At 59.6% G+C, this 15,001-nt stretch carries 12 protein-coding genes and 1 tRNA gene; 6 read left to right on the top strand and 7 right to left on the bottom strand.

The genetic code is table 11. The features are described 5' to 3' along the window. Window positions 1–203 precede the first annotated feature (203 nt). On the bottom strand, window positions 204–1,055 hold the full coding sequence (locus tag AC5SSZ_RS06705; protein ID WP_495437677.1) for a DUF2059 domain-containing protein: 852 nt from the start codon (window positions 1,053–1,055) through the stop codon (window positions 204–206). A gap of 120 nt (window positions 1,056–1,175) precedes the next feature. Between AC5SSZ_RS06705 and AC5SSZ_RS06700 the strand changes: the two genes are divergently transcribed. The 6 genes from AC5SSZ_RS06700 to AC5SSZ_RS06675 all read left to right on the top strand — a co-directional run bounded on the left by AC5SSZ_RS06700 (window position 1,176) and on the right by AC5SSZ_RS06675 (window position 9,715). Further along, a tRNA-Ser gene (locus AC5SSZ_RS06700) sits at window positions 1,176–1,265 on the top strand. A gap of 343 nt (window positions 1,266–1,608) precedes the next feature. Next, the gene (locus AC5SSZ_RS06695; RefSeq protein WP_495437676.1) at window positions 1,609–3,876 is read left to right on the top strand and encodes a choice-of-anchor F family protein; all 2,268 of its coding nucleotides are present in this window, start codon (window positions 1,609–1,611) and stop codon (window positions 3,874–3,876) included. A 616-nt stretch (window positions 3,877–4,492) separates the two neighbouring features. Further along, window positions 4,493–6,052: an ABC transporter substrate-binding protein gene (locus AC5SSZ_RS06690; protein ID WP_274829305.1), complete on the top strand. Its 1,560-nt coding sequence runs from the start codon at window positions 4,493–4,495 to the stop codon at window positions 6,050–6,052. Between the two features lie 50 nt (window positions 6,053–6,102). Then, window positions 6,103–7,071 (top strand): ABC transporter permease, encoded by a 969-nt coding sequence (locus tag AC5SSZ_RS06685; protein WP_495437675.1) that lies wholly within the window; start codon window positions 6,103–6,105, stop codon window positions 7,069–7,071. After that, window positions 7,071–8,006 (top strand): ABC transporter permease, encoded by a 936-nt coding sequence (locus tag AC5SSZ_RS06680; protein ID WP_065270315.1) that lies wholly within the window; start codon window positions 7,071–7,073, stop codon window positions 8,004–8,006. The genes AC5SSZ_RS06685 and AC5SSZ_RS06680 overlap by 1 nt, the downstream gene beginning before the upstream one ends. Then, complete coding sequence (locus tag AC5SSZ_RS06675) at window positions 8,003–9,715, top strand: dipeptide ABC transporter ATP-binding protein (RefSeq protein WP_495437674.1); 1,713 nt, start codon at window positions 8,003–8,005, stop codon at window positions 9,713–9,715. The genes AC5SSZ_RS06680 and AC5SSZ_RS06675 overlap by 4 nt, the downstream gene beginning before the upstream one ends. Window positions 9,716–9,762: 47 nt before the next feature. Here the strand turns inward: AC5SSZ_RS06675 and AC5SSZ_RS06670 are convergent, their stop codons facing one another. Genes AC5SSZ_RS06670 through AC5SSZ_RS06645 form a run of 6 tightly spaced genes read right to left on the bottom strand, consistent with a single transcriptional unit; the run spans window position 9,763 to window position 14,971 of the window. Continuing rightward, window positions 9,763–10,983 (bottom strand): cysteine desulfurase, encoded by a 1,221-nt coding sequence (locus AC5SSZ_RS06670; RefSeq protein ID WP_065270317.1) that lies wholly within the window; start codon window positions 10,981–10,983, stop codon window positions 9,763–9,765. Further along, window positions 10,976–11,560 (bottom strand): YIP1 family protein, encoded by a 585-nt coding sequence (locus AC5SSZ_RS06665; protein WP_495437673.1) that lies wholly within the window; start codon window positions 11,558–11,560, stop codon window positions 10,976–10,978. The genes AC5SSZ_RS06670 and AC5SSZ_RS06665 overlap by 8 nt, the downstream gene beginning before the upstream one ends. Beyond that, the gene (locus tag AC5SSZ_RS06660) at window positions 11,557–12,042 is read right to left on the bottom strand and encodes a YIP1 family protein (RefSeq protein WP_495437672.1); all 486 of its coding nucleotides are present in this window, start codon (window positions 12,040–12,042) and stop codon (window positions 11,557–11,559) included. The genes AC5SSZ_RS06665 and AC5SSZ_RS06660 overlap by 4 nt, the downstream gene beginning before the upstream one ends. Next, window positions 12,042–13,322 (bottom strand): SufB/SufD family protein, encoded by a 1,281-nt coding sequence (locus AC5SSZ_RS06655; protein WP_495437671.1) that lies wholly within the window; start codon window positions 13,320–13,322, stop codon window positions 12,042–12,044. The genes AC5SSZ_RS06660 and AC5SSZ_RS06655 overlap by 1 nt, the downstream gene beginning before the upstream one ends. Continuing rightward, entirely contained in the window at window positions 13,323–14,078 is a 756-nt protein-coding gene (sufC, locus tag AC5SSZ_RS06650) for a Fe-S cluster assembly ATPase SufC (RefSeq protein ID WP_065270321.1), read from the bottom strand. It abuts the gene before it with no gap. A 14-nt stretch (window positions 14,079–14,092) separates the two neighbouring features. Then, the gene (locus AC5SSZ_RS06645; RefSeq protein WP_495437670.1) at window positions 14,093–14,971 is read right to left on the bottom strand and encodes a polysaccharide pyruvyl transferase family protein; all 879 of its coding nucleotides are present in this window, start codon (window positions 14,969–14,971) and stop codon (window positions 14,093–14,095) included. Window positions 14,972–15,001: the final 30 nt, after the last annotated feature.

The following is a 15,001-nucleotide window of genomic DNA, read 5'->3' as shown; positions in this document are numbered from 1 at the left end:
TGGTGTTTAAACCTTCGCCGCCTCGAACAGCGCGACCCTTGTATGGGTCGTATTACAAATAGACCCGGCACAGAGATTCCGGGCCGGGATGGGCGCTTTTTATCCAGAAAGTGGCTCATGTCAACCACTGATTGCCGCCCCGATACATGTCGTGCGCCGGGCCGGAGGGAAAAGGGTGACAGGGCCGCCCGGAACTGGCGCGCCTAGATGTCTTCGCCCTGCCCCAACCCCTTCATCTGGTAGGCCAGCGCCTCGAACCGGTTGGCGGTGATCTCATACTGTACTGCATTCAGCAGCTCATAGACCTCTTGCATCAGCGGCGTTTCCAGCGCCCGTACATAAGAACGGACCTCTTCATCGGAAAAATCCTGATAGGCATAGGCGGATGACGCCATGCTGGAGGCCCTAAGCGCCATCCGCATGCCCGGCGCCTGCTCCTGCTGCCAGGCCCGCAAACCGTCGGCATCCAATTGCAGATCAATCACCCCGGCGGCACTGGCCGCCATCAGGAACCGGAACTGGATCTGCTGGATTGCTTTGACACCGGTATCTGCGGCATCAACCGCCTTGGTCATGCGCTGAAGGAGCCCCAGCCTGTCAGCCCCATCCTGAACCAAATCAGCTATGATGCGCTGCCCGGCGATTTGCTTAGTCTCGTCATCCTCAACCATATGGGCTGCATTTTCGGCTGCGACCAACCGTTGCCCCAGATCGCTGGCGTAAAAGGCTGCCGCGTGATCCAGCGCCGCGTCGTCCAGCGTTTCAACAAGAATATCCAGCGCCAGCGCCCGCATCCGGTCTGTATCAAAGACACGGGCGGCCAGACGGGTCCACTCCTGCCCAAAATCCCCGGCCTCAAGCCCGAGCATCTCGGGCGCGCTTTCGGCGGAGAGCGCAATACTGTCCAGCGCCACGTCGAATCCAGTGACCTCAAGAAAAGCTGTCACTTCAGCACGGTCAGCGGCCCTGGCCGGAGACAGAAGCCCGGATGCAAAGACGCCAATGAACAGCGCAGCACAAAGCGACGCCAGCGGTTTTAGAAGAGAATGTGTCATACCCACGAATCTATGGGAAATTGTCTGACAGACAATGAAAAATCGACTTTCCCTCAAGAAGTTGAAAATCCCCCCTTGCGCCCATCAGAATTCAACATTAAACCGCCGCTCACCCCCCGCGGAGAGGTGCCGGAGTGGTCGAACGGGGCGGTCTCGAAAACCGTTGTTCCTTCACGGGAACCCAGGGTTCGAATCCCTGTCTCTCCGCCATTAATTCCCTGATTTGCGACTGTAACACGAAATAGTCAGGGATTGATGATGACCCCTGGCAATAAGTTTCCATTTCCAAAAGCTGTCATACACTGACGGTATCCGCGCCCCTGGACAGGCTATTGGCTGTTCTACAACACTTCAGTGGCGAAGTAGTGCCACAGCACCCCGGGCCAGAGCATATCCATTTGGGGGCATCACCATTGTTGTGATGTAGCAACGTTCGCGCGGTCTTACTGGCTGCCCGGTTGACACATATCAATATTCGAATTCATTGTCCGTGCCAGTTGTTACACTGAAGTTTGCATACTTCAAAATTGAGAATCGACGGGGCATGCTCAAAATGAGATCCATCAATAATTTCTGGAAGCTGGGGACGGTTGCTCCTGCGGCGTTGCTGATACTGACTGCAGGTGCGGCGTCCGCCGATTTACTGCCTGATGATCCTCTCATCGCAACCAGCGGCGACGGCCTGATCTTCGCGGATCCGGATGAGGGTATCGACCCTCCCGGGGTGAAGGCGGTGACCTTTACCCGCACGCGGGTGCCGGATGGATCTGGCGGGTTCACCTACGTGGATCCATTCGAGCAAATCATCACGGACTTCTCCAACTTGACCTCTCGGGGAGATGTGACCAACTGTCTGATGGCCAGCCAGGACGGCGTCTATTGCGACTCCGCAGGCGGTTCGGGCAAACGTGTCAAAACACAGCTGACCGGTCCTTCGCCTTTCGACATGCGCATCCGGACCGTTGCCAGCGCAACGTACCCGACCGTCGATTACTTCACTTTCGGTAAGACCTCCAACTTCACCGGCGCCCGGATGACCGGCTTCTCTCTTCAGCTCTTGGATGCCAATGGCAATGCGATGGGCACCCTTGCCCCGTCGGACGCTGTTCTGTTCAATCTCAACGCGACGGATATCGGCATTGGCGCACGGCTGCCAGACGGGCTGTTCGGGGCCGGCGGGCAAGAAGGCGAAATCGGCTTTTTCTCAAGCAGCCGGGCATCCCTGGCCTCGACCACTAGCGTTGACGCACTGACCTTCGGCGCCTTGAGTAACACAGAATATCTGGCCAATTTCGGCGACTCCTTCATCGACAACACGATGACGCCGGACGGGCTGTTCTGGGACGACAACAATGATCCGACCGACGAGTCGGCTTTGGTGGCATGGAACGATCTCTCCAACGGCGGCTGGACGTATGGCACGCTGGATACCGCTGCCAACATCGACGCGCGCCTGACTGAACTGGCGACAGCACTGGGCGTCAGCGTGGCAGACCTCGGCTATGTTGACGGTGGTCTGGTGCCTGCGGACATCGTCGCCGCGGCGCAGGCCAATGGTCTGTTTGCGGTGGACGAAATCGAAGACCTGCGCAATGCAAACCTGAATTTCACGGTAACGGTGGGCAGCATCGATGACGGTGAATTCACATTGCGCATTGCACCTCAATTCGCGCCGATCGTTGCCAATGCCACCTCGGCCTACGAGTTCAAGCTTGCCGGGTATCTGGATGGGGCCGCCAATGTGCCCTACCTGGATCTGGGCAATGCGGCGGCCTATCAGACGGCGATTGCCGACATGCTGGCCATGACCGCCGCTCAGCGCAGCATTGCACTGACCAGCACCGGCTACAGCTTTGCGCCCGCTTTCGCCAACCTTGGCTTTGAAGTATCCCGCGGGCAGGTCGATGCGATCTTTGCCATTCCGTCACAAAGCGTGACCGGCGCCGAGGGCAGCGTCACCCGCAACAGCAGCTTTGACACCTGGCACATGGGAGAGGGCTGGACCGGGTTGTTCTCGCTGAACGGCAGTCAGGCCACTTATGATCCCACAGCAACCTCGGTCGGCTATGATGTCGATATTGCATCGCTGTCGCTCGGCCTTGAGAAACAGCTGAACGCAAACACCGCCTGGGGTGCTGTCCTGGGGGTCGCCGACGGCAGCGCAGACGCGCAGAACGGTCTGGGCGGGGTGGACTCCAGCAGTGTTTCGTTGACGGCCTATGGTCGCTTCGGGTTCGGCAATGGCGGCATGATCAAGGCCCTGGTCGGCTATCAGGACAGCTCCTACGACTCGAGCCGCAATGTGCTTGGGCAGACAGCAACGGGCAGCACCGATGGCACGCAGGTCTTTGGCGCCTTGCAAGCTGAGTACATGCAGGAGGTTGGTGCGTTGCGTTGGGGGCCGCTGGCCTCGGTCGAATACTATGACATGTCCGTTGACGCCTTTAACGAAACCGGCGCAGGCGCCTGGAACCTGAACGTCGATGGCCTGTCCAGCGACATCGTTCTCGGGTCGGTCGGTTTCCGCGGTGAATACGATCTTGCCGGGTCCCAGGGGCTCACCACGCTTACCGGTGGCCTGGAATACACCTTTGCATCGGGCAGTGACTTCGCCGTACGCAGCGGGTTTATCGGTCTGCCGGGCGCCACACTGCCGGTCCAGGGGCTTGATGACGACTGGGTTGACGTCAAGCTGGGCTTTGAAACGCAGCTGGCGTCCAGCGCATCCAGCGGGTCTGTTTTCTATGGCGGCTACACTGGGTCGATTGGTAGTGACTACGAGAGCCACAGACTGCAAGTCGGCCTGAACTACGAATTCTAAACGTCGCCCTTTGGGCAAAGCGCGGGCCTGACGCCTTTCCGGTGTCAGGCCCGTTTTCATTTATGTTCCGGGCCTGAAGAAATGCTGTTGCACCCCGGGCGGCGTGGGCTGCAGTAGCTCCCCCAAATTAGGCAGTCAGGTCCGCTGTCACATCACCGCCAGTGACCACGCTACGACACCCCCTGGAGTGAAGCAGACAGACTGGCGCGGTCAGCCGCCATGTCGATCCCCAGTCGAATCCCCCGGGTTACTGCCCCCTTTTCTCCACCTCAGGAGAGGGTGAGCAGCCATTTCTGCGGCCACTGCCGCGGGACACACCTCCCTGTTTCCGGGCGTCGACCACGTACGCATGCTGCGCCTCAAAACCTTACAACCTCAACTTAAGTATGGACAGCATACAACTGTATTCATTCAATAATAAACTGATCAATATTTGGACACTCCCGCCTCAACCTAGCCACGTTGGACCCAAAACACGCAACAGGCTTGATCGGTGAAGCATTAGCCGCCAACATGATCCGAAATGCATTCCAAAAGGAGAATACCGCTACCTATGACAGTTTGAGCTCACCGCCGGGACAGGTCGGGAGTTCGGTAATGCAACAGGGAGATCAAAATGAAATTCACAAGACTATTTACCGTCTCGCTTCTGGCGATGACGGCGGCAAGCCCCGCGCTGGCCGAGAATGTCCTGCGTTGGACAAGCCAGGGCGACGCTCTGACCATGGACCCCCATTCGCAAAACGAAGGCCCCACAATCGCGATGAACGGGCAGATCTATGAATCGCTCGTTACCCGCGATGCAGACCTTACCCTGCAACCTGAACTCGCCGAAAGCTGGGAAGCCGGGTCCGACGGCTGGACCTTCAAGCTGCGCAAGGGAGTGAAGTTCCATGATGGCGCGGATTTCACCGCCGAAGACGTGGTGTTTTCCTTCGAGCGCGCCAACCACGAAGCCTCCGACTACAAAGAGCAGGCCAAAAACGTAACCTCGGTCGAGGTGATCGACGATTACACCGTCAAACTGATGACCGATGGCCCGAACCCGATCCTGCCGAACCAGTTGACCTCGATCTACATGATGGACAAGGGCTGGTCAGAGGCGAACAACGTCACCGCCCCGCAGGATTTCAAGGCCAAGGAAGAGACCTATGCGGTGCGCAATGCCAATGGCACCGGCCCGTTTTCGCTGGTCAGCCGCGCCCCGGATGAGTTGACTGTGCTGGAGCGCAACGCCGCCTGGTGGGGCAATGACATGTTCCCCGGCAATATCGACAAGATCGAATATCGGCCGATTTCCAATGCGGCGACTCGCGTGGCTGCGCTGCTGTCGGGTGAGGTCGACTTCGTGCTGGATCCGCCCTTGCAGGATCTCAAGCGTATCGAGGCCGCCGATGGGCTCGGCGTCAAAACCGTGGCCCAGATCCGCTCGATCTTCTTCGGCATGGATCAGGGTGTCGACAAGCTGCGCAGCTCGGATGTGGATGGAAATCCGTTCAAGGACAAGCGGGTACGCGAAGCCTTTAACCTGGCCATCGATAAGGCCGCGATCCAGCGCGTCGTCATGGAAGGCCTGTCCTTCCCGACCGGTATGATCACCCCGCCGGGCGTTCTGGGCAATACGCCGGACAACGACGCTTCCTACGGCTTTGATCCGGAAAAAGCGAAATCTCTGCTAACCGAGGCTGGCTATCCCGATGGCTTCTCGATCCAGCTGGACTGCCCGAACAACCGCTACAACAACGACGAGAAGATCTGTCAGGCGGCCGTGGCGATGCTGGCCAAGATTGGCGTGAAGGTGAACCTCGACGCGATTCCGAAGGCGCAGCACTTTCCCAAGATCCAGAAGCGTGAATCGGATTTCTACATGCTGGGCTGGGGTGTTCCGACGCTCGACAGCCACTATGTCTTCTCCTACCTGCTGGATGGCGAAGGGTCCTGGAACGCAACCGGCTATGACAACGCTCGCGTGAACGAGATCACTGACGCAATCACCACCGAGATCGACATCGACAAGCGCACCGCGCTGATTGATGAGGCCTGGGATCTGGTGAAGGCTGACATTCCCTATGTGCCGATCCACCACCAGGTTCTGGCATGGGGCATCTCGGACAAGGTCGATATCGCGATCGCAGCGGATGATGCCTTCCGCCCTCGTTTCGCGGTCATGAAGTAAATTGAGTCACGGGGCGGGCCTGGCGTCCGCCCCTATGCTCCGGGGGCTCAATGACATTCTTTATCCTCAAACGGCTGGCGCAGTCCTTGCTTGTCATGGCTGTCGTCTCGGCCATCAGTTTTTCCCTGTTCAACTTCGTCGGCGATCCGGTCAACAATATGGTCGGACAGGATGCCACGCGCGAACAGCGGATCGAAATCCGTCAGCAACTGGGGCTCGATGACCCCATCCTGACGCAGTACACCCGCTTCATGGGGAATATCCTTAGCGGCGATTTCGGGCTCAGCTACCGGATCAAGCGCCCCGTGGATGAGTTGATCCTGGAGCGGTTACCCGCGACGCTAGAGCTGGTTTTTGTTAGTGCAATCATAGCCTTGGCGGTTGGAATTACACTGGGTGTCTATACCGGTATCCGGCGCAAATCCTGGGTCAGCCGGGTCATCCTGTCGACATCGCTGATCGGGGTCAGCCTGCCAACCTTCATTATTGGCATCGCGCTGATCTATGTCTTTGCCGTGCATCTGCGCTGGCTGCCGTCCTCGGGGCGCAGCGGTACAGTGGACCTTGGCTGCTGGAAGACATCACTGCTGACCAGCGATGGCTGGCGCGCCATCGTCCTGCCCGCGATTACCCTGTCGTTGTTTCAGCTGACGCTGATCCTGCGTCTGGTGCGGGCCGAGATGATGGAGGTCATGCGCACCGACTTCATCAAGTTCGCCCGTGCCCGTGGCCTGTCTGAACGGGCGGTGAACTTTCGTCACGCGCTGCGCAACACGCTGGTTCCGGTGATCACCATCATCGGCCTAAATATCGGCGGACTGATCGCATTTTCGGTGATCACCGAAACCGTGTTTCAATGGCCCGGCACCGGCTTGATGTTCATCCAGGCTGTCGATTTCGTCGATGTGCCGATCATGGCCGCCTACCTTGTCTTCGTGGCGCTGCTGTTCGTCCTGATTAATCTGATCGTCGACATTCTATATTTCGTCGTCGATCCACGTATCCGTCTGGGGTCCTGATGAGCCTTCCAACCGATCGCCCGGCCACCCGCTGGGAGCGTTTCAAGGACAATGACATCGTCTGGTCCTTTTTCCATTCACCGGGGGCGGTGATTGCCGCCGTGATCACTGTTCTGATGATCTTGGCCTGCGTTTTTGCCCCTGTTCTCGCGCCATTTGATCCCTTTGATCCGGCGCAAATCTCGCTCTGGGATGGTAAGCTGCCCCCCGCCTGGGCCGAAGGCGGGCAACCGCAATACCTGCTGGGCACCGACAACCAAGGCCGCGACATGCTGTCGACGATCCTTTACGGTGGGCGCCTGTCGATCATCGTGGGGCTGGCTGCCGTTTGCCTTGGCATGGTGTTGGGCGTCACGCTGGGGGTGATTTCCGGCTATGTCGGCGGCGTCACCGATGCGGTGATCATGCGCATCGCCGATGTGCAGCTGACCATCCCGGGCATTCTGCTGGCGATCCTGATCAACGGCATCGGCCGTGCCGTACTGCCACTGGAGCTTCGGGACGAATTCGCCATCTACGTGGTGATTATCGCCATTGGCCTGACCGACTGGCCGCAATTCGCTCGCGTCGCCCGCGGCGCCACATTGGTCGAGGCGAACAAGGAATACGTTCAGGCGGCGCGCATCATCGGCTTGCCCCGCTGGCTGATCATGATCCGCCACATCTTTCCTAACACCCTGCGCCCGGTTCTGGTGATCGCGACCATCGGTCTTGCCCTTGCCATCATCTCCGAGGCGACCCTGTCCTTCCTTGGTCAGGGCATCCCGCCCACCACGCCGTCTCTTGGCACCCTGATCCGGGTTGGCAACGAATACCTCTTCTCTGGTCTGTGGTGGATCACCTTCTTTCCCGCAATCGCACTGGTCGTTCTGGTTTTTGCAGTGAACCTGCTTGGCGACTGGATGCGTGATGCCCTCAATCCGAAACTGAGATGACTGAACTTTTGAAAATCGAAGGGCTCGATGTCGAGTTCCCCACCCGTCGCGGCACGGTCAAGGCAGCGCGCAATGTGTCCCTGACCGTGAAGCCGGGGGAAGTTGTCGGTCTGGTCGGGGAATCCGGCGCCGGTAAATCCACCATTGGCAACGCGATCATTGATCTCTTGGAGGCGCCGGGGCGCGTTGCGGGCGGCTCGATCCTGTTTCAGGGCGAAGAGCTGCGTGGGCGCGACGAGGACGTGATGCGCCGGATCCGGGGCGACCGGATCGGGATGATCTTCCAGGATCCGCAAACCTCGCTCAATCCCCTAATGACCATCGGCGCGCAGCTGGTTGAAACGATTGAAAAAACCACGGGATTGAAGGATGCCAAGGCCGAAGCCCGTGCGGTGGAACTGCTGGAACAAGTCGGCATCACCGAGGCCAAGGCACGGCTGCGCGCCTATCCGCACCAGTTTTCGGGCGGCATGCGTCAGCGGGTGGTCATTGCCCTTGCCCTTGCCGGCGATCCCGATCTGATCATCGCGGATGAGCCGACAACCGCGCTTGATGTCTCGATCCAGGCTCAGATCCTTGATCTGCTGAAACGGCTTTGCCGGGAGCGCAATCTGGGCGTCATCATCGTAACCCATGACATTGGTGTCATTGCCAATATCGCCGATCGGGTCGTAGTGATGTACCGCGGCGAAGTGGTGGAGACCGGTGATGTCGCGCAGATCCTTGGCGCCCCCAATCACGAATACACCCGATCCCTGATCGCCGCCGTTCCGCGCGCCGACCGCAAGCTGGAGCGGTTCACCTCGGTCGATTACATCGAGGGCGACACCAAACCCTTTAGCCGGATCGACATTCAGAACCACTGGCTGGGACAGGCCCGCAGTGACCGTCAGGAAAGCGCCGCCGTGGAGGTGCAAAACCTCAACCTGTCGTTCGTGCTGCAAAAATCGCTGTTCAAACGGAACCGGCGCATGCTGAGGGCCGTGAATGAGGCGACATTCTCGGTCGCCGAAGGGGAAACCTTTGGCATCGTTGGGGAATCCGGCTCAGGCAAGTCCACCATTGCGCGGCTGATCGCGGGGCTTTATCGCCCGGATTCCGGTTCCATCCGGGTGCTGGGCCAAGATGTCAGCTCGCGCCCCAACAGCGCCCCGGCGCAGCAGGCCCGCCGGGCGCTGCAAATGATATTCCAGGACCCCTATTCCTCGCTCAATGCGCGGATGCGGGTGTTCGATATCGTGGCCGAGCCGATCCGTTATCACCGGATGACCGACAATGAAAAGGAAACCCGCAGGGTCGTTGGCGATCTTCTGGATCATGTCGGACTGGGCGCCGCCGCCGGGCTGCGCTATCCGCATGAGTTTTCCGGCGGTCAGCGGCAGCGTATATCAATCGCCCGGGCGCTGGCCTCACGACCACGGATCCTGATCTGTGATGAGCCGACCTCAGCGCTGGACGTCTCGGTGCAGGCAACAATCCTGAACCTTCTCAAAGACTTGCAAGAGGAACTCGGCCTGACGATGATTTTCATCAGCCATGACCTGCCGGTGATCCGCCAGATGTGCGACAGGATTGCGGTGATGCGGAACGGCCAGATCTGCGAAATCGCGGAGGCAGAAACTTTGTTCGAAGCCCCCGCGCATGAGTATTCGCGTCATTTGCTAGATCTGATGCCCCGCATGGATCTGCTGGGCGGCGCGACGGCATAGGGTGGCTAACATTCCCGGACCTTCCTTCAGGCCCGGGAATGCAATTTTTAAGAGAACAATTCGTGCGCCAGTTCCAGCGCATCGACCAGCGTGTCGACCTCTTCCCTTGTGTTATACATCCCAAAGGAGGCACGGCAGGTCGCCGCCACACCAAGGTGATCCATCAGCGGCGCCGCGCAATGCTGCCCGGCACGGACAGCGACGCCCTTCTTGTCGAGAATGGTCGAAATATCATGGGGATGCGCAGCGTTGTTCATGGTCAGGCTAAAGATCGCCGCTTTGCCCGGTGCTTGCCCCTGAACACTGATCCAGTTGAGGCCGTTCAGGCGTTCGGAGGCGTAATTGCACAGATCGCGTTCATGGGCGGCGATGTTCTCCATGCCGATACCCATCATGTATTCCAGCGCAACACCCAACCCGATGGTCTGCACGATACCCGGCGTGCCGGCTTCGAACTTCATCGGCGGATCGTTGTAGGTGACCGTATCGCGCGTGACTTCGCGGATCATGTCGCCCCCGCCGATGAAGGGACGCATTTCCGCCATCCGTTCGGGGCGGATATAGATCGCCCCAGACCCCGACGGACCATAAAGCTTGTGTCCGGTGATGGCATAGAAATCGCAGCCGATATCCTGCACATCGACTGGCATGTGCACGGCGCCTTGCGACCCGTCCACCAAAACCGGAACGCCCTTGGCGTGGGCGCCTTCGGTCACCGCCTTTACATCCACTACGGTGCCCAACACGTTCGAACATTGGGTGATGGCAACCAGTTTGGTTTTCGGACCGATGGCATCGATCACCGCCTGCGGATCAAGGCTGCCATCGGGCGCGGTATCCACCCATTTCAGAACGGCGCCTTGCCGTTCGCGCAGGAAATGCCAGGGCACGATATTGGCGTGATGCTCCATCACCGACAGAACGATCTCATCCCCCGGTTCAAACCGCGGCATCGCCCAGCTGTATGCCACGAGGTTGATCCCCTCGGTGGTGCCAGAGTTCAGCACGATTGTGTTCTCATCACCTGCGTTCAGGAACCGGGAAATGACACCCCGCACGGATTCATACTTTTCGGTTGCCAGGTTAGACAGGAAGTGTAAGCCTCTGTGAACATTGGCGTATTCTTCCGAATACGCCCGTGTGATCGCATCAATCACCACCTGCGGTTTCTGCGCCGAGGCGCCGTTGTCCAGATAGGTCAACGGCTTGCCGTTCACCTGCCGGGACAGGATCGGGAAATCGGATCGGATCGTGTTGACGTCATACATAAGCGGGCAGTCCCAGTTTGGCTGGGCCAAGAAGACCCAAAACGAATGTCAGAGTAAAGAGGGCCATAAGGCTCGCCATCACCAGCACGCCAAAGGCGCGCCACAGGGAATTGAACCTATGCGCCTCGTTCACGAAATGCAGGAGCACGTAAATCAAAAACACGTTAACCAGCAGGCTCAGCAAGGCGCCGATACCGGCCGAGAGCAGCGTCATCACGATCACCACGGCCTGAATGCCAACACGGACAAGTTGCAGCCAGACCATCACCGGAAGAACTTGGGCAAAGCCACCCTGCCCACCGATCAGCCGACCGCAAAAGGTCACCGCCACGGAAAAGACCACGAGAAGTCCGGCAGAAAGCCCCACCAGCGCTGTCGGAGAGAGGTTCAGAAACGCCAGTTCCTGCGCCACCGGAAACAACCACAGCATCAGCGCATGGGTCAGCGCATTCAGTACGGCCACCAGCAAGAGACCGGTCCAGACCGCCTCGCCCCGCCACTGCTGGGCAAGAACGATCTCGGCCGCTTTGGCCGGGCTGCGCAGGGTCAGCAGTGCAAGGTTCAAGAACGGGGTCATGTGCGGGTCCAATAGGCTTCGATCATACCGGACAGCCAGAACCACAGCACAACCGCCAGCCACAAAATGCCAACACTGTTGAGCGCCGGACCAGGCCCGATGAACCCGGCAACCAATCCGTTCAGCAGCAAAAATGGGCTGGAGGCCAGAAGCGTCCAGAACAGGACCAGACGAGAGCGATAAGCCTCACCCTGCCCGCCCAGCACACGCGCCAGAAGATGCAGCACAAAAGACATGGCATAAAGCGCCAGTGGCGCCATGAAGACAAGTCCCAGAAGTGCGCCGCCCAGCAGCATGTTCAACTCTTGCCCCGTCAGATGCGCCTCACGCGCAAGCCGGGGCATCTGCGCCACGAATGCCATGGCGCAGCCAAACATCACAAAGGCCAGCAACCGGTCTTCGCGGTGGCCCATAGACAGGAGCCGCGCAATTACACGGCGCGGCCCCCGGTATGTGGCGACAATGTCAGTTGTCACAGCCATCAGCGGCGCCGCGACAACCAGCCTTCGAGACGCGCGACGATTGCCTCGGCGATCGTATCGTCCTCGATTTCGTCGACGGCCTCGGCCAGGAACGCAAGCGTCAACAGGTCGGTCGCATCACCTTCCGGCACCCCACGCGAACGCAGATAGAACAGCGCATCCTCGTCAATCGCGCCAGACGTGGAGCCGTGCGAGCAGGCCACGTCGTCGGCGTAAATCTCCAGCTCGGGCTTGGCGAGGAACTGGCTGTCGTCATCCAGCAGCAGCGATTGGCTGATCTGGTAGCCATCGGTTTTCTGCGCACCTTCCTTGACCAGGATCTTGCCCTGGAACACACCGGTTGCCCCGTTGCGCAGAACCTTCTTGAAGACCTGACGACTTTCGCAATTCACCGCGTCATGGGTGATGAACACGGTGTCATCGTGGTGGAAGTCGCCATCACCTGCGCAGGCGCCCGCGATATGCGCAATGGCATCGTCACCGGTCAGCTCGATCACCGCCTCATTGCGGGTCAGCACGCCGTTCACGGTCAGGGTAAAGGCCTTGAACTGCGATTCCGTGCCAAGCCGCGCAAACAGATGCGTGGCCGCCCGCCGTTCGTGATCGCGACCCTGCGAACGCACCAGATGCAGCTTGCCGGTGTCGGCAATGTCGATCTCCATGCATTTGTTGAACCGTGCCGCCGCCGGACCGTTTTCCAGGATCGTGGCTTCGGCGCCGGCATCCACAAGAATGACATGGTGCAGGATCGCATCCGAACCGGTCTCGGTGTGGCGATAGACCATGTTGATCGGCTTGGAAGGGGTGCCGGTCACGTGGATCGCCAGACCATCCTCCGCAAAGGCCGTATTCAGCGCCGCAAGCGGACGAGCAACCGGGGATTGGCCGCGTGCCTCAAGAACACCGTACAAGTCCTTAGCCCAATGGATATCTTTTCCACAGATATCGGCGATCCGGTCGATCTGAACGCCTTCGAGCGCCAGATCATCCGAGGCCTCGGCGTCAAAGACGCCATCGACAAAGACCACCTTCAGGCTGTCGAATTCATCGAACATCGGCGGCTCGCCCGCGTCAAAGACGGCGGCAGGCGTGACCTCGGCCGAGGTCAGCGTCTCAGGCCGGGTGTATTTCCAGTACTCATCGCGGCGACCGGGCAGACCCAGCGTTTGCACGCGGGATAGCGCAGCGCGGCGTGCCGGTTCCAGGCAGCCACCCTCGGGCAGCGTCAGCGCGGCGAGCCGCGCATCCGTAGCTGTTTGTTTTACCTCGGGAAGCGCCATTTACGCCACCTCTGCCAGGATGTCGGCATAACCGTTGTTTTCCACCTCAAGCGCCAGCTCGGGGCCGCCGGTTTTGATGATACGGCCATTGGCCATGATGTGCACCACGTCCGGTTTGATGTGATCCAGCAGGCGCTGGTAGTGGGTAATCACCAGGAAGCCACGGCCTTCGTCACGCAGCGCGTTGACGCCATCAGCCACCAGCTTCATCGCATCGACATCGAGACCGGAGTCGGTTTCATCGAGAATACACATCTTGGGACCCAGCATCGCCATCTGCAGGATCTCGTTGCGCTTCTTCTCACCGCCGGAGAAACCGACGTTGACCGGACGTTTCAGCATGTCGGCGTCGATCTTCAGATCCTTCGCCTTGGCACGGACTTCTTTCAGGAAATCAGCAGCGGAGAGTTCGTCCTCGCCGCGGGCCTTGCGCTGCGCGTTCACTGCGGTGCGCAGGAAGGTCATGTTGCCGACGCCGGGGATTTCGACCGGATACTGGAACGCCAGGAACAGGCCAGCTGCCGCGCGCTCTTCCGGCTCCAGATCCAGCAGATCTTCACCTTCCAGCGTCGCCGTGCCGCCCGTTACCTCATAGCCGTCCTTGCCGGACAGAACATAGGACAGGGTCGATTTACCCGACCCGTTCGGTCCCATGATCGCGTGTACCTTGCCGGCTTCGACCGTCAGGTCCACACCTTTGAGGATCTGCTTATCCTCTTCTTCAAGTTTGACTTGCAGGTTTTTGATTTCCAGCATGATTTCCTCGTTTCTTATCCTGAGTGCACGGCCGTGGCCGCGCCTGTATTCGTTTTCTTTGTCGGATCCACCGCCAGAGCCTGCTGACTCCGCAACGCGGCGGGAAATGTGTCATAAAGCGCGGCCTGAGCCGCAGCGATGCCATCGGCATGGGGCAGCGGCCCGTCGTCGTGGTGCAGGCCGCGCGCAAGGCCGGGAATATCTTCCCATGCCTCTGGCGCAATCATCGCCCGCCCGATCGAGGCAGCGTAGTCGTGGTATTTCAGATATCCCTGATCACCGGGCCAAACCCATGTGGAGGGCACGCCATAGGAGTCCGCCGTGATCAGCCCATGCAGCGACGACGCAAAGACATGGCGGCAGGCGCCGATCTGTTGGCACACCACCTCGGGCTCCCTGCGGGGATCGATCAGATCGAAAGCGGGATCGGAGGCCGCAACGGCCCGGACCATCGGATCGTCGATCTGGCTGTGATGCGGTACCAATCCGATACGGTCGCCCCGCGTCGGCTTGTCGCCAAGCGCATCCGCGATCAATAGCCCCGGATCCCCGAACCGGTTGGTCTGCAAGCCGAGCAAGGCCGCAGTTACCGGACCGCGCAGCAGGGCCACCTGAACATTTTCAAGGAACCCATTGGGAATATGGTGCAAAACACCGCTCCCCCAGATCCACGGTGCGTTGTCTTTCGGTGTGGATTTATCCGAAAAATTCCGGCGCACGATCTGCAGGATCGACCCCACCGCAAACAGATCCGCCTGCGCCGGGCGGCTGTGCTGCACCGCACGCCCTGAGACATGCGCCGTCACGATGCGCGACAGGGCATCACCGAAGTTCGGCGTACCTTTCCACCAGAACAGCCGCAAAGGCCGGTTATGCAAAGGCACAGCAGTCATTTCAGACCATCCCTGCCGCGTTGACGGCGC

The organism is Phaeobacter sp. CC-HEC084 (assembly GCF_059429255.1).
This window is presented reverse-complemented; position numbering and strand designations above follow the sequence as displayed.